The sequence below is a fragment of the Pantoea sp. Lij88 genome, from assembly GCF_030062155.1.
In the GTDB taxonomy this organism is placed as follows: Bacteria; Pseudomonadota; Gammaproteobacteria; order Enterobacterales; family Enterobacteriaceae; genus Pantoea.
On record NZ_CP118269.1, the window covers coordinates 3223907 to 3248950 of the forward strand.

Sequence of the window (25044 nt, forward strand, 5' to 3'; positions counted from 1 at the left end):
TTCTCGATAAGATTACTGTTCAGACCATTGCTGTGGTCGAAGGTGAGATAAAAGTTTTAGCGCGAAGTTCCTTTAAAAGTTTAAGTCAAAGGTAAAAATTTATTCGCGCTCTTTACAATCGGCGGCTTATTCTACTGCCATTAACCGCCGGTACTCATCCCAGGCGTAGAGATCGGTCATCCCACTGATATAATCCTGAATAAGGCGGAAGCGATAATAACGTTCCCACAACAGCCGTTGATATTTATGCTCAACCACAAGGGTACGCATCTTTTGCAAATAAGCTTTACGGTGTTTACCGGAAAGCTTATGAAAAAGGCGGGTTTCAATCGGATGCTGACGCAGGAAATCTTCATTAATCAGCGTAGTAAAAGCCTCATAATTCAGGCGCATCAGCGGCTGATAAATCTCCAGCAGCCCTTTGATTACGCGGTATCCCTGCAACTCCAGCTGCTCGACTTCTGAGTGGTTAAAGACCTGCTGGCGCGCAACAGTCTTAAACAGTTGCAGTAAACGGCCCTCTTCACCCTCATCTTCCAGCAGCGCGTGATTGAAACTTCCCTCGAATATAGCAGGCAGATTATCAACGAAACGTTTCACCGCATAACTTACCAGCACGCTCTGAACATTTACGCGTAATGACATAAAAAATTGATCGCTGCGGCTTCGGCGTTTTTTACTGCAGGCTTCACGCCAGGCTTCGCCAATAGTCCGGCTGAAAGCGTCATTATTTTTAACCGGCCCCCAGGCTTTATTGAGAAACTCAAACAAACTCTCAACATTAAAGATATCTTTTTCTACAGCGTCGTCCAAATCGGCAATGCAATAGGAGATATCATCCGCCGCTTCCATTATATAGGTGAGCGGAAAGCGATGATGTTCTTCCATATTGGTGGCAGCACGCAAATCCGCAATATAATCCTGCTCAGAGAGATAAAAGCCAGGTTTCTTCATTAATACGCTAAATTCTGCGGGCTTTTCCCCCTGCCACCAGGCGGGTGCAGTATATTTCAGGATGCAGGCGACCTGCGAATAACTGAGATTCAGTTGCAGCAGCGTATGCACCATGCGGATGGCCTGGGCGTTGCCTTCAAAATGACAGAGATCCTGGCGGATCATGGCATTCAGCTGATCGAAGGCTTTACGCTGCTCATCCCCTTCGACGCCCGCCACCAGCGGATCCACCAGTTCGGCTGAGAGGTTCTCTTCAAACCAGTCGTTAATGGCGGCCTCGCCGAAATGGCCAAACGGCGGATTGCCGACGTCATGCAGCAGACACGCCATTTCAATCAGACTTTCAAATGCGCCTTCCATCTCCTCCAGACCATACTGCGCCAGGCCGCCCTGCATCTTCAGGGTCTGCAGGATCTCTTTGGTGATGTAGCGCCCGGTCTGCTGCACCTCCAGCGAGTGCGTCAGGCGGGAGCGGACGGCGGCGTTGCGCTCCAGCGGAAAGACCTGGGTTTTCTGCTGCAGACGCCGGATGGCGGCGGAGTTGATAATCCGTCCACGGTCGCTCTCAAAATGGCGGGTAATGTAATATTCGCCTTCCGGATCTTTTCGACTGTTATAAGGGCGCGAGAAGCTGATCTTCTTCCTGAAATTGATCGCCGACATGAATTACCCCTTACTTTTTCGTGAATTAATCCCCTGAATGCCATGGTAGACTATGCCCTAAATTTTGATTCTTTACATTAGCGGAACTCACTATGAAAGCAGGCATTATTGGCGCGATGGAGCAGGAAGTGACACTGCTGCGCGACAAAATTGAAAACCGTCAAACGCTGACACTGGCGGGTTGTGAAATCTATACCGGCACCCTGCAGGGCGTTGAGGTGGCACTGCTGAAATCGGGCATTGGTAAAACCTCTGCCGCGCTGGGAACCACCCTCCTGCTGCAGCTCTGCAAGCCGGATGTGGTGATTAACACCGGCTCGGCGGGCGGTTTAGCACCATCACTGAGCGTCGGCGATATCGTGGTGTCAGATGAAGTCCGTTATCACGATGCTGATGTCACTGCATTTGGTTACGAGCCGGGTCAGATGGCGGGTTGTCCGGCCGCGTTTGTGGCAGACAGCAAGCTTATCGCGGCGGCCGAAGCCTGCATTAAGCAGCTGGACCTGAATGCCGTACGCGGTCTGGTGGTGAGCGGGGATGCCTTTATCAATGGCGCCGAGCCGCTGGCGCGCATTCGTAACCAGTTCCCGCAGGCGATTGCCGTTGAGATGGAAGCGACCGCTATCGGTCACGTCTGTCATCAGTTCCAGGTACCGTTTGTGGTGGTCCGCGCGATTTCTGACGTGGCCGATAAAGAATCGCACCTCAGCTTTGATGAGTTCTTAAGCGTTGCAGCGAAGCAATCTTCGCTGATGGTGGAGAACCTGCTGGCGCATCTGGCGCGTGGCTAAAACGCTGCTGTTCTGCTGGCTGCTGCTGTTGAGCGGCAGCCTGCTCGCCTCCCCGCCCCGTGTTATCACCCTCGCCCCTCACCTTACCGAACTCGCCTTTGCTGCCGGGATTACCCCGATTGCGGTCAGCGCCTGGTCCGACTATCCACCGCAGGCGAAACAGATTGAACAGGTCGCCAACTGGCAGGGCATCAAGGCCGAACGTATTCTGCAGCTAAAACCGGATCTGGTTTTAGCCTGGCGTGGAGGCAATCCGCAGCGGCAGATTGACCAGTTGCAGCAGCTCGGCGTGCCGGTTAAATGGATTGATCCACTGACGCTGGATGAGATGTTCACGGCGCTGGCCGATCTCGGCCGCTGGAGTCCCAGACCGGAGCAGGCTGCCAGCGCCGCCCGACAGCTGCGTGAGCAGGAAGCCGGACTGCGACAGCGCTATACTCATCTTTCTGCGGTTCCGCTTTTTTTACAGTTTGGTCAGCAGCCGCTGTTTACCGCTGCCAGAGCCACGCTGCAGAATGAGATAATAACGTTATGTGGCGGCAGGAATATCTTTGCTGACAGTCGCGTCAGCTGGCCGCAGGTCAGCCGTGAACAGGTGCTGATGCGCCATCCTCAGGCTGTGGTGACGCCGGGCGGTGCGCCGCAGGCGGAGAACATCCGTGCGTTCTGGCGGCCGCAGCTCACCGTGCCGGTGATCGCCATTAACGAAGACTGGCTAAGCCGGCCAGGTCCGCGATTGCTGCTGGCGGCGCAGCAACTCTGTGCGGCCCTGCATCCCGATGAATAAATCGGCGAATTGATTAAAGTCACTGCACTTTTTGCCGTTAATCAATACCAGAGACGAGCGGGCCACGTATGCTCACCGTCCTTTTAGCGCCACGGCGCTTTTTTAAAACACCAGGAACCTTATATGACCAGAGCACTGCTGCTGGCCATAGGGCTAACGATCGCCGGATCTGCCTTTGCGGGATCGATAAATGGCTCTATAGGCGCCAGGCTTGTCATCTATTCACGCTGTGAAATCAACACGGCTAACGGTCAGCCCGCGCCGCAGATCAACTGCGGCAGGCAAGGCGCGCAGCCACGCGTCACCCAAAGTCCGATTCAATCGCAGGGAAGTCTGAAGCAGAGTAACCGGCTGGTCACAATAGAATGGTAAACGAGGCCGTCGGAATGACGGCCTGCATGATCAGATACTGAAGGAAGAGCCACAGCCACAGGTAGTTTTGGCATTCGGGTTGGTCACGATAAAGCGCGATCCTTCCAGTCCTTCTGTGTAATCCACCGAACCACCCACCAGATATTGCAGGCTCATCGGGTCAACCACCAGTGAGACGCCCTGCTTTTCAATCGTCATGTCGCCATCATTAATCTGGTCGTCAAAGGTGAAGCCATACTGGAAACCACTGCAACCGCCACCAGTGATATAGACGCGAAGTTTCAGCGCCGGGTTCTCTTCGTCGGCAATCAGGTTCTTGACCTTGGTGGCTGCGGCGTCGGTAAACTGCAACGGCAGTGCTACTACTTCATCACTCATGTTTTACTCCGGTAAACGCCCAGGTCAGAAAACGACCTCAATCAGACTATTATCAGCCAGCACCTCAGCGCAATCAAGCTCTGCCCTTCGCACTCTGTGCCGCTTTCAGCTCTGATAAGGAGACTACGGGTGAATCCACCTTTCGTCTGCTGCCCCTCTTCCGTAGAATGGCGCCATATTTTTCTGAAACGCTGGAGCCGAAAATGAGTAAGTCCGAACAACTGTTTGCCGAGGCACAACGCCTGATCCCGGGTGGGGTAAACTCGCCAGTACGCGCATTTACCGGTGTGGGCGGCGTTCCACTGTTTATTGAACACGCTGATGGTGCGTATCTCTATGACGCCGATGGCAAAGCCTATATCGACTATGTCGGTTCATGGGGTCCGATGGTGCTGGGCCATAACAATGCGGCGATCCGCAATGCCGTGATCGAAGCGGCCCAGCGCGGCCTGAGCTTTGGCGCACCGACCGAAATGGAAGTGACCATGGCGCAGCTGGTGTGTGAGCTGGTGCCGAGCATGGAGATGGTGCGGATGGTTAACTCCGGCACCGAAGCGACCATGAGTGCTATCCGTCTGGCGCGTGGCTTTACCGGCCGCGATAAAATCATCAAGTTTGAAGGCTGCTATCACGGTCATGCCGATCATCTGCTGGTGAAAGCCGGTTCCGGTGCCCTGACGCTGGGTCAGCCAAACTCGCCGGGCGTACCGGCAGATTTCGCTAAGCATACCCTGACCTGCACTTTTAACGACCTCGACTCGGTGCGCAGCGCCTTCGAACAATATCCTGATGCCATCGCTGCCATCATCGTTGAGCCGGTTGCTGGCAACATGAACTGCATCCCGCCACAGCCGGAATTCCTGCCAGGCCTGCGCGCGCTCTGTGATGAGTTCGGCGCACTGCTGATTATCGATGAAGTGATGACCGGTTTCCGCGTGGCGCTGGGCGGCGCACAGGCTCACTATAATGTGCGTCCTGACCTGACCTGCCTCGGAAAAATCATCGGTGGCGGCATGCCCGTCGGCGCGTTTGGTGGCCGTCGCGAAGTGATGGCCGCGCTGGCCCCGACCGGCCCGGTTTATCAGGCGGGGACCCTTTCCGGTAACCCGATCGCTATGGCCGCCGGTTTTGCCTGCCTGACGCAGATTGCGCTGCCGGGCACGCACGATAAGCTGGATGCCCTGACCCGCAAGCTGGCAGAGGGTCTGCGCGAGGCAGCCCGACAGCAAAATATCCCGCTGGTGATTAACCATGTTGGCGGGATGTTTGGCCTGTTCTTCACCGATGCTGACAGCGTGACCTGTTACGCGGATGTGACCCGCTGCGATGTGGAGCGCTTTAAAACCTTCTTCCATCTGATGCTGGAGGAAGGTGTTTACTTTGCACCATCAGCTTATGAAGCAGGCTTTATGTCGCTGGCTCATAGCGAAGAGGATATTCAGCGCACGGTTGACGCCGCGCGTCGTTGTTTCGCGAAGCTGTAATTCCGGCAGCGTTAAAGATGAAGACCGGCTTGCGCCGGTCTTTTTTTTAACCTGAACGCCGCAGCAGCCAGATAAAGTAAGGCGCACCCAAAAACGTCGCCATCAGTCCGGCCGGGATTTGATCCGGAAACGCCAGCATCCGCCCGCACCAGTCAGCCAGCACCATCAATCCTCCGCCCAGCAATCCCGCCAGCAGCAGTTGCGGCAACGCCCGCCGGAATCCCAGCATGCGCGCCATATGCGGTGCCATAAGTCCGACAAAACTCAGCGGGCCGATAGTCAGCGTCGCGCAGGCGGTCAGCGCGGCCGCCAGCAGCAGCAGACTCAGCCGCGCGGACGTTAACGCCATGCCAGCCGAGCGTGCAGTCGCACTTCCCAGCGGCAGCAGCGTCAGCCAGCGACTGGCCAGCGGTGCCAGCGAGACCAGCACCAGCGCACAGACCGCGCTCTGAATCGCCTGACTGCCGCTGATGTTATAGGTCGAGCCGGAGATCCAGCTCAGCAGCCCGCCCATACGGGGATCGCCACTCGCCAGCAGCAGCATCAGCAGAGTGACAAAAGCGCTGTTAAGCGCCATGCCCGCCAGCAGCATCCGCTCCGGCGAGAAGCCGCCACGACTGGCTACCGCCATGATCACCAGCAGCGTCAGCGCCGCGCCCACCGCACCGGCGGGCAGCAGCCACACCATCGCATCGCCCGGCACAAAGAACATCATGACGACGACGCCACAGGCTGCACCCGAACTGATACCCAGCACTTCCGGGCTGGCCATCGGATTGCCGGTCAGCCGCTGAATCAGACTCCCCGCCACGCCCAGCATCATACCGGTCACCAGCGCAGCCAGTACGCGCGGTGCGCGCCACGGCAGCAGCGACTGCAGCATCTCGCCCGCTGACCAGATCCAGCCCTGCGCATCACGCCCAAACGCCAGACCAGCCCACGCCAGCAGGGCCAGAACAGCGAGACCGGTCAGCGTCCAGCGCAGCAGATTCTGTCGCTCGGCGGGCACGTTGTCACCCTGATTCAGGGCGGGCGGCACCGAGCCGGTACGCAGTCGCGGCAGCAGCCACAGCAGAATCGGTACACCGAGCAGCGCCGTGGCCGTACCGGTCGGAATATCGCGCCAGTGCGCACTGAGCCATAAGACGCAACTGTCGGCCAGCCACAGCAGCAGCGCGCCGGTAAGCGGTGCCAGCAGCATCCGGCTGAGGAGCCGTCTTCCACCCAGCAGCTTCGCCAGCAGCGGCGCAAACAGCCCGATAAAGCCGATGATACCGGCGACATTCACCAGCTGTGCGCTGAGGAGGATCGCCAGCCCGAGGCCACCGATACGCGCGACTGAAAGCGCCAGGCCCAGGTTTTTTGCTACGCCATCATCCAGCCCCATCAGCGTCAGCGGACGCAGCAGCGCCAGCGCCAGCACAAACGCCAGCAGCAGGCGCGGCCAGAGCTGCTGCACGTTTTCCCAGCTCATCTGATTCAGTGCGCCGGTGCTCCACAGAAACATGTTCTGCAGCTGATCGTGATTGAAGATCGCAAAGATTTGATTCACCGCGCCGCTGTAGAAGCTCAGCACCAGCCCGGCCAGAATCAGCGTTACCGGCGACAGACGTTTACCCCAGGCCACCCCAAACACCAGCGCGGCCACCAGCAGCGCACCGCCAAGCGCAGCAAACTGCTGCGTCAGTGCCCCGCCCGGCAGATGCCACAGCGTCGCCACGGTAATGCCCAGCTGCGCGCCGGAAGAGACGCCCAGCGTGGTCGGCTCCGCCAGCGGATTACGCAGTATCTGCTGAAACAGCAGGCCGGCAAGACCCAGCCCGGCGCCTACCAGCAGCGCCAGCGCGGTGCGCGACAGCAGGCTGTAGTGAAATACCATCTGCGGCAGGCTATCGACCGCCGGTGACCAGAAGGCCTGCCCCCATTCAGCCTGCGGCAGCGCCTGGTGCAGATTAACCAGCGTCAGGCTAAGTGAGAGCAGAAACAGCAGGCTGAGGAGTCCTGCGGGAAACAAAGCATGGCGCATCAGTGCGTCTCCAGCGCGCGTTCCAGCACGCGAACAAAGTGCAGCGCCGAGAGCGTCGCACCGTAATACCAGACTGCCGGGACGCGCTGAAAGCGTCCGGTGCGAACAAACGGCATAGCCTGCCACAGCGGGCTGCGCATCAGCTGCTGCATCTCCACGTCGTTATCGTGATCGAAACAGATGACATCCACCTCCCCGACCTGCGCCAGTTGCTCGACGCCGATCACCGCGCTGCCCCAGAAATTAGTCTCGCCCTGCCAGCCATTTTTCAGGCCCAGCAGGCTCATCACTTCCAGGAACAGGCTGTTTTTGCCGAAGGTAATAGCATGACGACTGTCGAGCAATGACATCAGCAGAATCGTGCGGCCGGCATAGGGTGCCAGCCGCTCGCGCGCCGCCGCCAGCTGAGCATCGACCTCGCGCAGATGCTGCTCCGCTCGTTCGCTTAAGCCCAGTCGCGCTGCCAGCTGACGCAGCGAGGCGCGTGCGGCGGTAAAGGGTTTCCCGTCGCCGCTGTGAAGGTCGAAGCCCATGATCGGCGCGATGCGCGTCAGTTTCTCCTTTGGCGGACCGTAGCCGTTGGAGCAGAGGATCAGCGACGGCTGCATTTGCGCCATCAGCTCAAGATTGGGTTCGGTGCGCAGCCCCACATCGATCACGCCCGCAGGCAGCGGTGGCTCCCCAACCCAGATGTTGTAGTTGTGCAAATCGGCCACGCCCCAGGGCGTGACGCCCAGTGCGATCAGCAGTTCGGTGGGAAGCCACTCCAGTGCAATAATCCGGCCCGGATTCGGTGTGGCGGCACGCAGGGGAAGCGCACAAAACAGCGGCGAGGCCGCCAGCGCCAGCAGCAGTCGGCGGCGATAAAGATCCGGCATCATCCCTTCCTTAACAGACAAAACTGACCGGCGCCCCGCCCTGCGGGTGCGGTAAAATGCCCATCGGAATACCATAAATCGCACCGAGCACCTCAGGCTGCATAATCGCCGCCGCATTGCCTTCGGCAATCATCGTGCCCTGACGCAGCGCTACCAGATGATCGCAGTAGCGTGCTGCCATATTGATATCGTGCAGTACCGCCACCACCGTTAAGCCGCGCTGCTGGCTCAGATCTTTTATCAGCGCCAGCACCTCAACCTGATGAGCAATATCCAGCGCCGACGTTGGTTCATCCAGCAGCAGACAGCGACTGTTCTGCGCCACCATCATCGCCAGCCAGGCGCGCTGACGCTCACCGCCCGACAGACTATCCACCAGCCGCCCGGCAAAAGGTTTTAGCCCGACCTGGGCGATCGCATCCTCTACCCGATCGCGGTCGTCCTGCCCGAACCGTCCCAGTGCGCCGTGCCAGGGATAGCGTCCAATCGCCACCAGCTCACGCACGGTCATCCCTTCGGCGGCCGGTAACTGCTGCGGCAGATAGGCTACCTCGCGGGCAAACGCTTTGCTGTTCCAGCGTCCGACCGGCTGCTGATTCAGCCGCACCTCTCCGCTGCTGGCCACATGATGACGGCCCAGCATTTTCAACAGCGTCGACTTACCGGAGCCGTTGTGACCAATCAGCGCGGTCATTTTACCCGGTGGAAAGGTCAGCGAGAGTGGCTGAAGGAGAGTACGGCCGGGCACCTCAAAACTGGCGTTTGCCAGCGTGAAGGTCGCCTCTTCTGCGTGCGGATGCGGCATGGTTATCCCTGTGAACGAACGGGCGCCGAAGCGCCCGGTTAAATCAGAATCTGAAGGTCGCGGTGCCGACAATCTGGCGCTCCGCACCCCAGTAGCAGGCGTATTCACGGTAGCAGCTGGCGACGTACTCGCGGTTGAACAGATTGTTGACGTTAACGCCCACTGTCGAGCCCGGCAGACCGAAACGGCCCAGATCATATTTCAGCGCCGCATCCACCGTGGTGTAACCGGCAACCTTAAAGTTCTGGTTCTGCTCAGTCCCGGTGCTGTAGAGCCCCTGACTCTCGCCGACGTAACGCACACCCGCGCCCAGCGTTACGCCCGATAAGGCGGTCTCGTGGAAGGTGTAGTCGCTCCACAGTGAGGCCATATGCTTCGGTACTTCTACCGGCGTTCTGCCTTTCAGCTGCGTATCTTCGGTATATTCCGCATCGGTGTAGGTGTAAGACGCCGTCAGGTTAACGTTGGCATTCAGCGCTGCTTTGGCTTCCAGCTCGACGCCGCGCGAGCGGATTTCACCGCTTTGCACGCTGAAAAGAACATTGCCTGGCTCGGCAGTGAGGTTTTTGGTTTTGGTCAGCTGGTACAGTGCTGCGGTGAGCACCACCGGACGATCTTTCGGCACGTATTTCACGCCCGCTTCATACTGCTTAGCGCGCGATGGATCAAAAGGCTGGCCGTCAGATGTGGTGCCTGCCGTAGGTATGAAAGATTCGCTGTAGCTGAAATAGGGCGCGATTCCATTATCAAATACGTAATTAAGACCACCACGCCAGGTAAACGCCTGGTCGTGATTTTTAACTTCAGTATCTCCGTTACGATTCAACGCTGAGGTCATTGCATAATCGTAGCGCCCACCCAGGGTCAGCACCCAGCGGTTCCACTCCATCTGGTCCTGCGTATACAGGCCCGTTTGTTCTTGCTTATTCAGATACTGATAAGGGAATGGGGTGCCCACATTCGCATTATTACCGTACTGCGGATTAATAGCATTTAGCGGCGCTGCGCTGCCAAAAGCCGCATCGATATCATTACGCGTCCGCTGATAATCCACACCCAGCAGCAGCGTATGATCGACCTGACCCGTGGCAAATTTCGCCTGCGCCTGGTTATCCACCGCAAACTGGTTCAGCTTCTCGTGGGAGACCGCCGAACCACGGGTAATCTCCTGGGTCGCCGGAATAAAGCCATTGCCATAGATACTGCGGTAATCGGTGCGCAGGTCGGCATAACGCAGGTTCTGCCGCAGCGTCCAGGTGTCGTTGAGGCTGTGCTCGGCGTTATAACCCACCATTTTGGTGGTGCGTGAAATCTTATTACTCTGCTCGCCTTCATCGAAGTTGGTCGGCAGTTTGTACTGACTGCCATCGGCGCGGGTGATCGGTACGATGGTGCCCTGACGCGGCAGCCAGCCGTAATAGCCGGTTTCTGGCTCGTTCTGGAAATAGGTCAGCAGGTCAATGCGGGTGCGATCGTCGGGACGCCAGCTGAAAGATGGGGCGAGGGTGTAGCGCTTCTCTTTGTTCATCGCCTGCTGGGCATCCTGACTGCGCGCCTGGCCGGTCAGGCGATAGCTGTAGACGCCGTCATCATCCAGCGCGCCGCCAAAGTCAAAGCCGGTCGAGAAGAGGTTATCGTTGCCCATCTGGAACTGCACTTCGCGCAGGGTTTCCTGGGTCGGACGCTTGCTCACCAGCGAGACCACACCGCCTGGATTACTTTTGCCGTAGAGCACCGACACCGGGCCGCGCAGCAGTTCGGCGCGCTCCAGGAAGTAAGGATCGATGGCAAACTCAGAGTAGTTATCCCCCTGCAGTTTCAGGCCATCCATATACTGATTGGTATTGGTTTCGCTGAAGCCGCGAATCGACAACGCATCAATTACATCTGAGCTGCCACGGTTACCGGTCAGCACGCCAGGCGTGTAGTTAAACGCCCCTTTCACGCTGGTGACGTTACGCATTTCCATCTCTTCGCGAGTGACCACGGAGACAGACTGCGGATTTTTTTCAATCGGCGTATCGGTTTTGGTGCCGGTAGCGCTGCGTTTCGCTGCCACGGTCGGTGCCGGGCCCCAGGCGCTTTCCGCCTCAACGCCGCTGCCGCCATCCGCCGAGACCACCATCGTCTCCGGCTGTGCGGCGTAAAGAGAAGTGCTCAGGCTCAGTGAGATCATCACGCCCAGAAGCGGTCGGGAAAATGTTTTTTTGGTGTTGTCTGCAAAAGTCGTTCGCGCATTCATAAAAAGGTGTCTCTTAAAAAGGCTCGGGAGAGCGAATCGAAACGATAATGATTATTATAACGGATTAGATAATATGCGAACTTCTGCGGGCACTGCAAGAAGAAATCCCAGTAGTGACGCCGTTTGCAGGACGATTGACGCCTGATGGTCAGAAATAAAAAAAGGGCGCCGAAGCGCCCTTTTTACCCTGTCTGACTGATTTACTTGCCAAACATATCTTTAATCCAGCCTGCGACGCCGTCGCTGTCTTTCTGCTCCTGCGGTTGCTGGGCTGGTTGTTGCTGCTGCGGCTGTTGCTGCTGCTGCTGATCAAACAGCTGTTGCTGCTGCTGAACCTGCTGCTGCTGTTGCTGACACAGCGCATTCGGATCCAGTGCCCACACCGGCAGAGAACGCCAGGTGCTGCTGCCCGTGCCACAGACAAAGTTACCGGCCGAATCCACATTCATCATCGACACATCTTCCGGTGGCGTCAGCTGCAACGGCATCGGTGCCTGGATGTCGAGGTAGCGACGGTAGAGCTGCATCGCACCGCTGGCACCATAGAGTTTGGTCGGCTGGTTGTTATCGCGTCCCACCCAGGTGATCGCCACTTCTTTGCCATCAATACCGGCAAACCAGCTGTCGACCAGGTCGTTGGTGGTACCGGTTTTACCGGCCAGATGTGCATTCGGGAAACGCGCGCCCAGCGCACGGGCGGTACCGTGGTCAGCAACCTGCTGCATGGTGTAGAGCGTCAGATAAGCCGCCTGCGCCGGTTCAACCCGCTCGGCCTGCGGATAGCTCTGATAGAGCACACTGCCATCTTCCGCAATCACCGAACGCACTGCGGACAGTGACGCACGGTTACCGCCGCTGGCGATAGACTGGAACGCCTGCGCCACTTCAACCGGCGTCAGGTTCATGGCACCCAGCAGCATCGCCGGAACCGGATGCAGCTGATCTTTCGGCACACCCAGCTTGCTCCAGGTATCCACCACCGCATCCAGCCCCAGCGTCATACCGAGGTTAACCGTCGGCACGTTCATGGAGTTGGTCAGTGCATCCACCAGCATCACTTTTCCACTGAAGCGACGATCGTCGTTCATCGGTTTCCAGATGCTGCCGTTGGGCTGCTTCAGCGCAATCGGCTCATCGGCGATCCAGCTGTTCAGGCGGTAGCTGTTTGGCTGACTGAGCGCGGTAAGGTAGGTCGCCGGTTTGGCCAGTGACCCGATAGAGCGGCGCGCCTGCATCGCACGGTTGTAACCGGCGAACTGCGGATCGGCACCGCCGACCATGGCACGGACTTCGCCGCTGAAGCGGTCAACCACCACCATCGCGGTTTCCAGATCTTTCAGGCCACGCTGTTTTTTCAGCGTCGGAATGCCATCAATCACCGCTTTTTCGGCCGCATCCTGCGAGACCGGATCCAGCGTGGTGAAGATCTTCACGCCGGAGAGATCTTTCACCTTGTCGCCCAGTTTCGCCTGAAGCTCGTTACGCACCATCTGCATAAAGGCAGGCTGTGGCGTGATCACACCGCCCTTCGGCTGCACGCCCAATGGACGGGCTGACAGCATGTCGTACAGCTCCTGGTCGATCACTTTCTGCTGCTGCAACAGGCGCAGCACCAGGTTGCGTCGTTCCAGCGCCAGTTTCGGGTTACGCCACGGGTTATAGAGCGACGCCCCTTTAACCATGCCGACCAGCATCGCCTGCTGATCCAGACTCAGCTCATCAACCGGACGGCCGAAGTAATAGAGGCTCGCCAGCGGGAAACCGCGAATCTGATCGCTGCCAGCCTGACCGAGATAGACCTCATTCAGGTAGAGCTCCAGGATGCGATCTTTGCTGTAACGCGCATCCATGATCACGGCCATATAGGCTTCACGCGCTTTACGCCACAGCGAACGCTCGTTGGTGAGGAACAGGTTCTTCACCAGCTGCTGCGTCAGCGTACTGCCGCCCTGCACCGCTTTCCCGGCCGTGATGTTCGCCAGGAAGGCGCGACCAATGGAATACGGGCTGATGCCATCATGCTCATAGAAATGGCGATCTTCGGTGGCGATCAGCGTATCGACCAGCAGATCCGGGAAACCGGCGCGTGGTACGAAGAGACGCTGTTCACCATTCGGCGACTGCAGCATGGTGATCAGACGTGGATCGAGCCGGAAAAAGCCAAAATCACGGCCGGTCTCGAGGTTTTTAATCTCGCTCAACTCATCTTTCGTGAAGCTCATGCGTGCGTGGATCTGCCCCTCTTTACTGTCGGGGAAATCAAACGGGCGACGCAGCAGATCGATAGTGTTGCCCTTTACCGAAAACTCGCCAGGGCGGGTAATCCGGGAGACCTCGCGATAATGAGTCCCTTCCAGCAGCGCCACCATTTCACTTTTGTTGTAGGCCATGCCCGGTTCCAGGCTGACCATGCGGCCATAGACGGTGGCGGGCAGTTGCCACACTTTACCGTCAATACGACTGCGAATTTCTGAGTCGAGGTAGATGCCCCATGCGACCATTACCACCACAAACACCAGGAACAGTTTAATTAACCATCCCAGCCAACGGCGTTTGCCGCGCGGCGGTTTTCCACCTTTACCTTTACGTGGCACCGGCGCTTCCTCCTCGTCATCATTAAAATCGTCCTGATCGATATCCTGTTCGATATCCCTGCGTCGTCCCCGGCCCGCACTGCTGCGCGGCGGCAACGGTTTACCTTTGCGCCCTATTGGTTCGCGATCGTTCCCAGACATTACTTTTCTTCTCCAGGCAGTGCTTACGGCAGCGCCGCTACTCTAACTGCTTTCTCGCGTGCCGCATGGCAGAACCCTCTGAATTCGATCCAGCGGACTCAACCCTGCGGGGACATTTTTTTGGTTCGCCTTGTTGGCAAGGCGTTGGCCGGATCCTCTGGCCAGGGATGTTTAGGATAACGTCCCTTCATCTCTTTCCTGACGTCCGGCCAGGCACCGCGCCAGAACGCCGCCAGATCGCGGGTGATCTGCAACGGGCGCTGGGCGGGCGATAGCAGCTCCAGCACCAGCGGAATACGTCCTTCCGCAACGGTGGGATTCGTCGCTTCGCCAAACATCTCCTGAATCCTGACCGCCAGCGCTGGCGGCTTGTCCGCATCATAGCGGATCGGCAGCCGGCTTCCGGTCGGCACAGTGTAATGAGTTGGCAGCACAGTATCCAGCCGCTGACGTTGTGACCATGTGAGTAAATGTAAGAGTGCCGTGGTCAGGTTCACTGCCTGCAGGCTGCGGAGATCGCGCACCGCTGACATCTGCGGCAACAGCCACGCAGGCAGGCTCTCAAGCAACGTCTGATCGTCAGTGGCCGGCCAGCTCTCTTCCGGCAGCCACTGCGCCGCACACTGGATGCGCAGACGCAGCTGTTCGGCATCCGGCGTCCAGCCCAGCACCGACAGTCCTTTTTCGGCGATCCAGCGCAGCATGGCAGCGTGCAGCACGTCCGGTTCCGGGCGTGCCATCGGCTGGGTTTTCAGTATCAGCGCGCCAATCTGCTCACGTCTGAACGCGCGCAGTGTGCCTTTCTCTTCGTCCCACTCCACTTCGGTACGGCGTTCAATCAGTGCGGGCTGCTGCTGGCACAGCGTCTCAATGTCAACCGGCAGTGCCAGCAACATCCGGGCATCCGGCGTGGCACTGCCCTGCAACAGGGCGGGCGCGATCAGCCATTCATTGCGCGTCAGGCCATCCTGCTCATCCAGTCTGGCCCCCAGGCCGTTGGCCAGCTGATAGCGGCCACTCTGGTCGCGTCGCCGCGCCAGCCGATCGCCAAACCCCACCGCCAGCAAGCCAGCGAAACGATCTTCATCGACGCGCCCGCCACGGATTTTAAGCCGCTGCTGCCACTGCTGCGCCCGCCGCTGCCATTGGGCCTGCGGGCGATGCAGGGCATCCCGCAGATCGGCACTGCCGCTGCGCGGAGGATCTTCCAGAATCGCCACCAGCAGCGCGGCGCTGGCGACCGCATCCGGTTCATCGCCTGCGGCACAGAGCATAGCAGCCAGTCGGGGATCGCACCCCAGCTGCGCCATGCGCCGACCCAGCGTGTTGAGCAGGCCGTTGCTGTCCAGCGCACCCAGGCGGGTCAGCTGCTGTTTCGCGGCATCCAGATTTCTGGCGGGCGGCTGATCCAGCCACTGCAGCTGGTGCGGCTCGGTACAACCCCACTGCAGCAGATCCAGCCACAGCGACGAGAGATCGCTGTTCACGATTTCCGGTTCGCTCTGCGCCGCCGCACGTGACGCCTGCTCCTGCGGCAGCAGATGCAGACAGCGTCCCGGCATCAGTCGTCCGGCGCGACCTGCACGCTGGATCATCGATGCCTGGCTGATTCGCTGGGTCTGCAGCCGCGTGACACCGCTGCGGGCGTCAAACAGGGCGCTGCGTTCCAGCGCGCTGTCGACCACCAGCCGAATCCCCTCAATGGTCAGGCTGGTCTCGGCGATATTGGTGGCAAGCACCACTTTGCGGCGTCCGGCTGCAGCGGGAAGAATCGCCCGGCGCTGCGCCGTCAGCGGCAGTGCGCCATAGAGTGGCGTCAGATCCACATCGTCGCTGATGCGTGATTCCAGCTCGCGTTTCACCCGTTCAATTTCCGCCACGCCCGGCAAAAACAGCAGCAGCGAACCGGCTTCATCGCGTAGCAGCTGGGCGACTTCACGCGCCACCGCCTCTTCAAAACGTACATTCTGATTCAGCGACGCATAACGCCGCTCAACCGGATAGCTGCGCCCTTCTGAGACAATCAATGGCGCATCCGGCAGCAGCGCCGCCAGCCGGGCATTGTCCAGCGTGGCGGACATCAGCATGATTTTCAGGTCGTCGCGCAGCCCCTGCTGCACATCGAGCAGCAGCGCCAGCGCCAGATCGGCCTGCAGGCTGCGCTCGTGAAACTCATCAAGGATGACCAGCGACACGCCTTCCAGCATCGGGTCATGCTGAAGCATGCGCGTGAGCATCCCTTCAGTGACCACTTCCAGCCGGGTGTGTGGCCCGACGCAGCTTTCACCCCGCATCCGGAACCCTACCGTGGCACCCGGCTGCTCACCGAGTTGCTCCGCCAGCCGCTGCGCCACATTACGCGCCGCCAGACGACGTGGTTCCAGCATGATGATCCGTCCCGGCAGCGCCGCCTGCTGTAATAACTGCAGCGGCAGCCAGGTCGATTTGCCCGCGCCGGTAGGCGCGGCCAGCAGGATTTGAGAGGCGTCACGCAGCGCCGCCAGGATGTCAGGCAGCACCGCGCTGACCGGTAAATCGCTCACAGCAAACTCCGCTTCTGCCTGTGCTAAGATGGCGCGCATTGTAGCATCCATCCGTGATATTTGCCGGAGAGCGCCATGGCGACACAACGCTTATTTTTTGCCATCAGCCTGCCTGACGGGATGCAGCAACAGCTGGTGCGCTGGCGGGCCGACACCTTTCCTGCTGAGGCGGGCCAGCCGGTGGTGGCTGCGAATCTGCACCTGACGCTGGCGTTTCTGGGTGAGGTTGCTCCGGAAACCTCACAGCGCCTGCAGACGCTGGCCTCACGCATTATCCAGCCCGGCTTTGAGATTGACCTGGATGATGCCGGACACTGGCCGCGCCCCGGCGTCGTCTGGCTCGGCTGCCAGCGAGCGCCACGCGGGCTGTTACAGCTCGCCAGCCTGCTGCGGGCACAAGCCGCCCGGCATGGCTGTTACCAGAGCCCCCAGCCGTTTCATCCGCACATCACGTTGTTACGTCACGCCACACAACCGGTTGCGTTACCGCCTCGCGGCTTTCACTGGCGCTTTCGTGCTTCCACCTTTTCACTGTTCGCCTCTGAATATGCCCGGGGGCGTACCCTCTATCGCACTCTCGCCAGCTGGCCATTAACATCGCAGGATCCGCATGCACTTCTCTCCTCCTCTTAAACCCGCGCGCCTGATTGCCCGTTATAAACGATTCCTCGCCGATGTTGTGACGCCGGAAGGTGAGGTTCTGACGATCCACTGCGCCAACACCGGCGCCATGACCGGCTGCGCCACGCCGGGCGATCGGGTCTGGTATTCAACGTCCGACAGTCTGACGCGCAAATACCCTTACAGCTGGGAGCTGACCGAGACGCAGCAGGGCCACTGGATCTGCGTGAATACCCTGCGCGCTAACCAGTTGGTTGCCGAAGCGCTGGATCAGAACAGGCTGCCCGCGCTGGCGGGGTATTCGAATCGGCAGGCGGAAGTGAGATATGGCAGTGAAAAAAGCAGAATTGATTTCCTGCTCAAGGCAGATGCTCTGCGCAACTGCTATATTGAGGTGAAATCCGTAACCCTTTTACATGAAGGAAAAGGTTATTTTCCGGATGCGGTGACGATTCGAGGACAGAAGCACCTGCGTGAACTGGCAACAGTGGCCGCAGAGGGTCATCGGGCCGTTTTGTTGTTTGCCGTTTTGCACTCGGGGATTGAGGACGTTTCCCCGGCACGCCACATTGATGCGGCGTATGCAGAACAACTGGCTCAGGCGCAGAAGGAAGGCGTAGAGATTTTAGCGTATCAGGCAGACTTATCGGCGGAGGGAATGTTTCTTAAATCGCCGATTAACGTAACCTTGTAATATCTTTTGCAATTTTATGTGTTAAGAATGTTCTGAGCTAAGGGCTGATTACGCTGTTCCTCACAGGCTTGTCAAGGTGTGTTCATGAAGAATTGCCAACCCTGACTGCTTCTGTTATTTATAGCGGCCTGTTTTTTTCCCCAATGGGGGATCGATGTACCCCGCAGACGTCAAATGCAGGATGGCAGCAACGCCCCTGCGAGACGAAAGTCAAAGGGTATAGTGCGTGTTATCCAGGAGAAGCAACATGCAAGAAGGTCAAAACCGTAAAACATCGTCCCTGAGTATTCTCGCTATCGCTGGTGTTGAACCTTATCAGGTTAAGCCTGGCGAAGAGTATATGAACGACGCGCAGCTGACCCATTTTCGCAAGATTCTGGAAGCCTGGCGTAATCAATTGCGGGACGAAGTCGATCGTACCGTATCGCACATGCAGGATGAAGCCGCTAACTTCCCGGACCCGGTTGACCGTGCCGCGCAGGAAGAGGAATTCAGCCTGGAGCTGCGTAACCGCGATCGCGAACGTAAACTGATTAAAAAGATCGAGAAGACGCTGAAGAAAGTTGAAGATGACGACTTCGGTTATTGCGATTCCTGTGGCGTTGAGATTGGTATCCGCCGTCTCGAAGCACGTCCTACTGCCGATCTCTGCATCGACTGTAAGACGTTAGCAGAAATTCGTGAGAAACAAATGGCCGGCTGATGCCGCGTCCGGTCTGTTACCACGCAGTGGAACAACAGCTGTTTTGTCCGCTGCGTGGTCACTTCTGAATCCTATGTCATCCTCCTGTATCGGTCGCTTCGCCCCTTCTCCCTCTGGTGAACTCCATTTTGGCTCGCTGATTGCTGCCCTGGGCAGTTACCTGAGCGCGCGCGCGCAAAACGGCATCTGGCGGGTGAGAATTGAAGATATCGATCCGCCACGGGAAGTGCCGGGTGCCGCCAGCCGTATCCTGCATCAGCTGGAGCACTATGGGTTAACCTGGGATGGTGAGGTGCTGTGGCAGTCACAACGTCATGAAGCCTACCGCGAGGCGCTGGCCTGGCTGCAGCAGCATCGTCAGAGCTACTTCTGCACCTGCCCGCGACGTCGCATTCAGGCGATCGGCGGTTTCTATGATGGTTACTGCCGTGAACGGCAACGCGGACCCGAAAATGCCGCGCTGCGTTTACGCCAGCATGCGCCGGTCTTTGCGTTTGACGATCGACTGCGCGGCCGCATAGAGGCGGACAAGCGTCTGGCACAGGAAGATTTTATTATTCATCGCCGTGATGGCCTGTTTGCCTATAACCTGGCGGTGGTGGTCGATGATCATTTTCAGGGCATTACCGAAGTGGTGCGCGGCGCCGATTTAATTGAGCCGACGGTGCGACAGATTGCGCTCTATCAGCAATTTGACTGGCCGGTGCCGGCCTGGCTGCATCTGCCGCTGGCGCTTAACCACGATGGCAATAAGTTATCGAAGCAGAATCATGCGCCTTCGCTGCCGGATGGCGATGCCAGACCGCTGCTGGTGGCGGCATTACGCTTCCTCGGACAGCCTGTTTCAGGCGGCTGGCAGGACTTAACGCAGGACAAACTGCTGTCTGATGCGGTAGCGCAGTGGAATATCGCTTTGATGCCGCAACAGAACGCCCTGAAACCGGATGCATAGACAACAGCATTCTCAAACGGTTCTCAACAGGCTATGATTAGCCGCTGATTTTACCTACACCCTAATTGCCACTGTCGAGGTGTCCCATTTTTACCCGAGTAGCTAATTTTTGCCGAAAAGTCCTGAAGCGTGATGAAGAGGAAGCCCCTGCAGAGGTTGAACCAGAACGTCTGATGGCCATCATCCCTCGTGAAAGCCACAACATCTCACGTAAAGACATCAGCGAAAATGCCCTCAAAGTGCTCTATCGCCTGAATAAAGCCGGTTATGAAGCCTATCTGGTAGGCGGTGGCGTGCGCGATTTGCTACTGGGGCAAAAACCTAAAGATTTCGACGTGACGACCAACGCCACCCCTGAGCAGATGCGAAAGCTGTTCCGCAACTGTCGTCTGGTCGGTCGTCGTTTCCGTCTGGCCCACGTGATGTTTGGCCCGGAAGTGATCGAAGTCGCCACTTTCCGTGGACATCATCAGGCGGAAGAGCCGGAAGAAGATCGCAACAGTTCGCAGCGCGCCCAGAGCGGCATGCTGCTGCGCGACAACATCTTTGGCTCTATCGAAGATGATGCCCAGCGCCGCGATCTCACCATCAACAGCCTCTACTACAGCGTGGCTGATTTCAGTGTGCGTGACTATGTCGGCGGCATCAGCGATCTCGAACAGGGCATCATTCGCCTGATTGGCGATCCGGAAACCCGCTACCGCGAAGATCCGGTCCGTATGCTGCGCGTCGCGCGTTTCGCCGCCAAACTCAATATGAGTATTGCGCCCGAGACCGCCGAGCCGATTCCGCGTCTGGCCTCGCTGCTGCGTGATATTCCGCCTGCGCGCCTGTTTGAAGAGTCGCTGAAGATGTTGCAGGCGGGCTACGGCTACAGCACTTATCTCAAGCTGTGTGAATATCAGCTGTTCCAGCCGCTGTTCCCGACGCTGGCGCGCAACTTCACGGAAAACAGCGACAGCCACATGGAGCGGATGCTCGCTCAGGTGCTGAAGAACACCGATAACCGCATTCACAACGACATGCGCGTTAATCCGGCGTTCCTGTTTGCCGCGATGTTCTGGTATCCGCAGCTTGAAGCGGCCGAACGCATTGCGCAGGAAAGTGGCCTGACTTACTTCGAAGCCTTTGCGATGGCGATGAACGATACGCTGGATGAAGCCTGCCGGGCGCTGGCGATTCCGAAGCGTATTACCTCGCTGATCCGCGATATCTGGCTGCTGCAGTTACGCATGTCGCGCCGTCACGGTAAACGTGCCTGGAAGCTGATGGAGCATCCGAAATTCCGCGCCGCTTACGATCTGCTGGCACTGCGTGCAGAAGTGGAAAATAACCCGGAACTGCTGCGCCTGAGCCAGTGGTGGGGTGAATTCCAGGTGGCTGCGCCGCCGCATCAGAAAAACATGCTGAATAACCTGGGCGACGATCCGGTGCCACGCAGTAAATCGCGTCGTCCGCGCCGCCGTCCTTCTGCGCCGCGTCGTGACAATCAAAACGCCTCATGACACGGGTTTATCTCGCGTTAGGCAGTAACCTTGCCGATCCGCTGCATCAGGTTGATGCAGCGCTGACCGCACTGGATGCGTTGCCGCAGACGCAACGCATCTATACCTCTCCGTTCTACCGCACGCCGCCGTATGGCCCACCCGATCAGCCCGATTTCCTTAATGCCGCCGTGGCGCTGGAAACCGATCTCAGCGCAGAAGCGCTGCTTGACCAGACCCAGCGGATAGAGCGCGAGCATGGCCGGGTACGCAAGGCCGAACGCTGGGGGCCCCGCACGCTGGATATTGATCTGATGCTGTTTGGTGATGCGGTGATCAACACAGAGCGGCTGATTGTGCCGCATTACGATCTGCTGAACCGCGCCTTTATGCTGGTGCCGCTGCTGGCGATTGCGCCGGATGCCCGCCTGCCGGATGGCCGCGCACTCCGCCCCCTTCTCGCCTCTCTCGACAGCAGCAGCATCGTGCTGTGGCACGGCTGATCAGACAAACGCAACTCTCTGATTCCGCTCTCTCACGCTATCCAGTAAACTGCGCCCATCAGAATTCCTGAGTTGAGAGCGCCATGAAACCCACCACGATTTCACATCTGCGTCAGGCGAAAGCCAGCGGTAAAAAATTCGCGACGCTGACCGCCTACGATTTCAGTTTTGCCCGCCTGTTTGCCGATGAAGGCATTCAGGTGCTGCTTGTTGGTGATTCTTTAGGGATGACGGTGCAGGGGCATGATTCCACGCTGCCGGTGACGGTCAGCGATATCGCCTATCACACCGCCGCCGTGCGCCGTGGTGCGCCACAGGCCCTGCTGCTCGCCGACCTGCCGTTTATGAGTTACGCCACCCCACAGCAGGCCTTTGAGAGTGCCGCGCAGCTGATGCGTGCCGGTGCCAACATGGTGAAACTGGAAGGCGGCAGCTGGCTGGCTGAGACCGTGCAGATGCTGACCGAGCGGGCCGTGCCGGTGTGTGGCCATCTTGGCCTGACCCCGCAGTCGGTGAATATCTTTGGCGGCTATAAAGTGCAGGGTCGTGATGAAGCGGGCGCCGAGCAGCTGCTGGCCGATGCGCTGGCGCTGGAAGCCGCCGGTGCACAGCTGATGGTGCTGGAGTGCGTTCCTGTGTCGGTGGCGAAGCAGATTACCGATGCGCTCACTATCCCGGTAATCGGCATCGGTGCCGGTAACGTCACCGATGGTCAGATTCTGGTGATGCATGACGCACTGGGCGTAACCGGTGGCCACATTCCCAAATTTGCCAAAAATTTCCTGGCGGAGACCGGCGATGTTCGCGCGGCGATTCGCCACTATATCGCCGACGTCGAGGCCGGAACCTATCCGGCGGCAGAGCACAGTTTCCAGTAATCCAGGAGAGTCACCGTGTTGATCATTGAAACGCTGCTGATGCTGCGCCAGGAAGTCCGTCGCTGGCGCCAGCAGGGTAAACGCATTGCGCTGGTGCCGACCATGGGCAACCTGCATGAAGGCCATATGACGCTGGTGGATGAAGCCCGGGCGCGCGGCGACATCGTCATTGTCTCGATCTTTGTTAATCCGATGCAGTTCGATCGCGCCGATGATCTGGCGCGCTACCCGCGCACGCTGCAGGAAGATTGTGAAAAGCTGAACCGCCATCAGGTGGATGTCGTCTTTGCCCCCTCCCCGGCTGAAGTCTATCCGCAGGGCGCGCAGAATCAGACCTTTGTTGAGGTGCCGGTGCTCTCTTCTCTGCTGGAAGGGGCAACGCGTCCAGGCCATTTTCGTGGTGTGGCAACCATCGTCAGCAAACTGTTTAATCTGGTGCAGCCCGATATTGCCTGTTTCGGTGAAAAGGATTTTCAGCAGCTGGCTATCATTCGTAAGATGGTGGCTGATATGGGCTTCGACATTGAGATTGTGGGCGTGCCAACCGTGCGGGCGAAAGATGGCCTGGCGCTGAGTTCACGCAACGGCTACCTGACTGCCGATGAGCGTAAGCTGGCCCCGGTACTGAGCCAGGTGATGAAGCAGATGGCGCAGCGACTTGAAAACGGCGAGCGGCAGATTGACGAGATCATCGAGGCCGCCAGCGAGGCACTGCTGGCGCAGGGATTGCGTCCTGATGGCCTGGCGATTTGTGATGCGGAAACGCTGCAGCCGCTGACGGTGGACAGCCAGCGCGCGGTAGTGCTGATGGCCGCCTGGCTGGGCAAAGCCCGCCTGATTGATAATCAAACTGTTGACCTGACGCTGTAAGTCTTCTGCTGCAGGTTATTTTATTTCTCTGACAAGGTTTCTGGCTATGATTCGCACTGTTCTGCAAGGCAAATTGCACCGCGTCAAGGTGACGCAGGCGGACCTCAATTATGAAGGTTCCTGCGCGATCGATCAGGATTTCCTGGATGCTTCCGGCATTCTGCAATATGAAGCGATCGATATTTATAACGTCACCAACGGTCAGCGCTTTTCCACCTACGCTATCGCGGCTGAGCGCGGCTCGAAAATCATTTCGGTCAACGGTGCAGCAGCCCGCTGCGCCTGCGAGGGCGATATATTAATTATCTGCTCCTATGTGCAGGTTGAGGATGCCGAAGCGCGTCAGTGGCAGCCTAAAGTCGCCTATTTTGAAGGTGACAATCAGATGAAACGTCTGGCGAAAGCGCTGCCAGTACAGATCGCCTGATTAATCGATCGCCTGAAAAAAGGGCCGCCCGTAACACGGCTGGCCCTTTTCTTTTCTTCCCGGATATTTAAACCGGTTTGGTTGTCATTGGCTTCGATGACTTTTTCATCGTGAAGAGGAAATTAAACCAGCCGTGTTTTCTCATCAGACATAATGTCCACGGCAACGCCAGCGCCACCAGAAACGCCGAAATAAACTTCAGGTCATTTACCCAGGCTGACGGGCTTTCAAACTTCACAATCTTACTGAAGAACTGAATGGCCAGATAATGCGACAGGTAAAAGACGATGGAATTGACGCCAATGTAGTAAACCAGTTCAGACTTCAGCTTCAGCGCAATCCAGACAAAGAACGGAACCGACAATAGTGCCAGCGGTGATAATAACGCCTGGGAATGACGTTCCAGGATAAAGATATTCAGGCAGGAGAGCAGTACAAAACTCATGACTGAAATCAGCAGCGTCGGGCCATGCTGCACTTTCTCCGCAATATCCACCTGCTTTCTCACCACGTAATCACCGAGATAGAAGAAGACAAACAGATAAAGTGATTTGTTGATGTGCGTATTGTCGAAGCTGGCAAACACGCCATCCGCCTCAATCGCAGGCAGCGCCCAGCTTAGCGTCATACAGATGGCAAACACCAGCAGGAACGGCAGGTGACGCGCAAAGATAATCACAATAAAGAAGATAAACAGCGAATGCAGGAACCAGGTCATATCACCACCACCGGTCAGGTGGGAGAGAATAATATTCATTGGTGATTGCGGCGTATTTGCCATTGAGCTGAACAGGATCTTTAACCCACCGTAGACCGCTACCCAGACCACAAACGGATAGAGAATACTGCGTACCTTGTTATTAAAAAAAGGACCCAGGCCTTTCCTTAACCCGGCATCGACAAATAACCCCGAAACAAAGAACATCAGTCCCAGTCTTACCGGTGCCAGCATCTCATTTAACAGGCTGCTGAAGACGGTAAAATGTCCGGCGTTATTATGTACGGCGATTGTGCTGTGCAAAAAAATGATTGCGAGAATACTCAATCCCCGCAGATTATCGATCCACGTTATACGATTCATCTTTTCCTGCCTTTGATTAAAAACTGGCCCTGAACTGAATGCCATTTTTCTTATTAAGAAGAGTCTTAACCCACCCATTCATCCCTGAGCAGAGGAATAACCTTATTCCGGCGGTATTTTGATAATTCATAAACAAATAAACAACAGCCAGACTTTAAGGCTATTCTTAAAAA

Annotated in this window: 22 protein-coding genes; 13 read left to right on the plus strand and 9 right to left on the minus strand. The window is 57.8% G+C overall.

Translation table 11 applies throughout. The features are described 5' to 3' along the window. Positions 1-126: 126 nt before the first annotated feature. On the minus strand, positions 127-1617 hold the full coding sequence (dgt, locus tag PU624_RS19020; RefSeq protein ID WP_283546206.1) for a dGTPase: 1491 nt from the start codon (positions 1615-1617) through the stop codon (positions 127-129). A gap of 92 nt (positions 1618-1709) precedes the next feature. Between dgt and mtnN the strand changes: the two genes are divergently transcribed. The 3 genes from mtnN (at position 1710) to PU624_RS19035 (ending at position 3567) form a co-directional block, all read left to right on the plus strand. After that, entirely contained in the window at positions 1710-2408 is a 699-nt protein-coding gene (gene mtnN, locus PU624_RS19025; RefSeq protein WP_283546207.1) for a 5'-methylthioadenosine/S-adenosylhomocysteine nucleosidase, read from the plus strand. Next, positions 2401-3195, plus strand: coding sequence for a vitamin B12 ABC transporter substrate-binding protein BtuF (btuF, locus tag PU624_RS19030; protein ID WP_283546208.1), 795 nt, complete (start codon positions 2401-2403; stop codon positions 3193-3195). The genes mtnN and btuF overlap by 8 nt, the downstream gene beginning before the upstream one ends. A gap of 123 nt (positions 3196-3318) precedes the next feature. Then, a complete protein-coding gene (locus PU624_RS19035) occupies positions 3319-3567 on the plus strand; it encodes a hypothetical protein (protein WP_283546209.1) in 249 nt (82 codons plus the stop codon). 30 nt (positions 3568-3597) lie between these two features. Here the strand turns inward: PU624_RS19035 and erpA are convergent, their stop codons facing one another. Further along, positions 3598-3945: an iron-sulfur cluster insertion protein ErpA gene (erpA, locus tag PU624_RS19040; RefSeq protein ID WP_283546210.1), complete on the minus strand. Its 348-nt coding sequence runs from the start codon at positions 3943-3945 to the stop codon at positions 3598-3600. Positions 3946-4148: 203 nt separating this feature from the next. Between erpA and hemL the strand changes: the two genes are divergently transcribed. Next, positions 4149-5429 (plus strand): glutamate-1-semialdehyde 2,1-aminomutase, encoded by a 1281-nt coding sequence (hemL, locus tag PU624_RS19045; RefSeq protein WP_283546211.1) that lies wholly within the window; start codon positions 4149-4151, stop codon positions 5427-5429. Positions 5430-5475: 46 nt separating this feature from the next. On the opposite strand, the gene fhuB is transcribed toward hemL, so the two are convergent. The 6 genes from fhuB to hrpB all read right to left on the minus strand — a co-directional run bounded on the left by fhuB (position 5476) and on the right by hrpB (position 16697). Beyond that, on the minus strand, positions 5476-7455 hold the full coding sequence (gene fhuB, locus PU624_RS19050; protein ID WP_283546212.1) for a Fe(3+)-hydroxamate ABC transporter permease FhuB: 1980 nt from the start codon (positions 7453-7455) through the stop codon (positions 5476-5478). Then, the gene (fhuD, locus tag PU624_RS19055; protein ID WP_283548029.1) at positions 7455-8333 is read right to left on the minus strand and encodes a Fe(3+)-hydroxamate ABC transporter substrate-binding protein FhuD; all 879 of its coding nucleotides are present in this window, start codon (positions 8331-8333) and stop codon (positions 7455-7457) included. Before fhuD ends, fhuB begins: the two co-directional genes overlap by 1 nt. A gap of 10 nt (positions 8334-8343) precedes the next feature. Beyond that, the gene (gene fhuC, locus PU624_RS19060) at positions 8344-9138 is read right to left on the minus strand and encodes a Fe3+-hydroxamate ABC transporter ATP-binding protein FhuC (RefSeq protein WP_283546213.1); all 795 of its coding nucleotides are present in this window, start codon (positions 9136-9138) and stop codon (positions 8344-8346) included. A gap of 43 nt (positions 9139-9181) precedes the next feature. Continuing rightward, positions 9182-11380, minus strand: a complete 2199-nt coding sequence (gene fhuA / locus PU624_RS19065; protein WP_283546214.1) for a ferrichrome porin FhuA — start codon at positions 11378-11380, stop codon at positions 9182-9184. Between the two features lie 200 nt (positions 11381-11580). Further along, the gene (mrcB, locus tag PU624_RS19070; RefSeq protein WP_283546215.1) at positions 11581-14115 is read right to left on the minus strand and encodes a bifunctional glycosyl transferase/transpeptidase; all 2535 of its coding nucleotides are present in this window, start codon (positions 14113-14115) and stop codon (positions 11581-11583) included. A 98-nt stretch (positions 14116-14213) separates the two neighbouring features. Continuing rightward, positions 14214-16697, minus strand: coding sequence for an ATP-dependent helicase HrpB (gene hrpB, locus PU624_RS19075; RefSeq protein WP_283546216.1), 2484 nt, complete (start codon positions 16695-16697; stop codon positions 14214-14216). Between the two features lie 36 nt (positions 16698-16733). Here hrpB and thpR point away from each other — a divergent pair, with 36 nt between their 5' ends. The 9 genes from thpR to panD all read left to right on the plus strand — a co-directional run bounded on the left by thpR (position 16734) and on the right by panD (position 23790). Then, a complete protein-coding gene (gene thpR, locus PU624_RS19080) occupies positions 16734-17291 on the plus strand; it encodes an RNA 2',3'-cyclic phosphodiesterase (protein WP_283546217.1) in 558 nt (185 codons plus the stop codon). Further along, positions 17269-17973, plus strand: a complete 705-nt coding sequence (gene sfsA, locus PU624_RS19085) for a DNA/RNA nuclease SfsA (protein WP_283546218.1) — start codon at positions 17269-17271, stop codon at positions 17971-17973. The genes thpR and sfsA overlap by 23 nt, the downstream gene beginning before the upstream one ends. 247 nt (positions 17974-18220) lie before the next feature. Next, a complete protein-coding gene (dksA, locus tag PU624_RS19090) occupies positions 18221-18676 on the plus strand; it encodes an RNA polymerase-binding protein DksA (RefSeq protein ID WP_008925615.1) in 456 nt (151 codons plus the stop codon). Between the two features lie 73 nt (positions 18677-18749). Next, complete coding sequence (gene gluQRS / locus PU624_RS19095) at positions 18750-19628, plus strand: tRNA glutamyl-Q(34) synthetase GluQRS (RefSeq protein ID WP_283546219.1); 879 nt, start codon at positions 18750-18752, stop codon at positions 19626-19628. 86 nt (positions 19629-19714) lie between these two features. After that, on the plus strand, positions 19715-21133 hold the full coding sequence (gene pcnB, locus PU624_RS19100; RefSeq protein ID WP_283548030.1) for a polynucleotide adenylyltransferase PcnB: 1419 nt from the start codon (positions 19715-19717) through the stop codon (positions 21131-21133). Further along, positions 21130-21615, plus strand: coding sequence for a 2-amino-4-hydroxy-6-hydroxymethyldihydropteridine diphosphokinase (gene folK / locus PU624_RS19105; protein WP_283546220.1), 486 nt, complete (start codon positions 21130-21132; stop codon positions 21613-21615). Before pcnB ends, folK begins: the two co-directional genes overlap by 4 nt. Positions 21616-21698: 83 nt before the next feature. Then, positions 21699-22493, plus strand: coding sequence for a 3-methyl-2-oxobutanoate hydroxymethyltransferase (panB, locus tag PU624_RS19110; RefSeq protein WP_283546221.1), 795 nt, complete (start codon positions 21699-21701; stop codon positions 22491-22493). Between the two features lie 15 nt (positions 22494-22508). Further along, entirely contained in the window at positions 22509-23363 is an 855-nt protein-coding gene (panC, locus tag PU624_RS19115) for a pantoate--beta-alanine ligase (protein WP_283546222.1), read from the plus strand. 46 nt (positions 23364-23409) lie between these two features. Then, a complete protein-coding gene (gene panD / locus PU624_RS19120; protein WP_090964354.1) occupies positions 23410-23790 on the plus strand; it encodes an aspartate 1-decarboxylase in 381 nt (126 codons plus the stop codon). Between the two features lie 67 nt (positions 23791-23857). Here the strand turns inward: panD and PU624_RS19125 are convergent, their stop codons facing one another. Continuing rightward, on the minus strand, positions 23858-24871 hold the full coding sequence (locus PU624_RS19125) for an acyltransferase family protein (RefSeq protein ID WP_283546223.1): 1014 nt from the start codon (positions 24869-24871) through the stop codon (positions 23858-23860). Between the last annotated feature and the right edge of the window lie 173 nt (positions 24872-25044).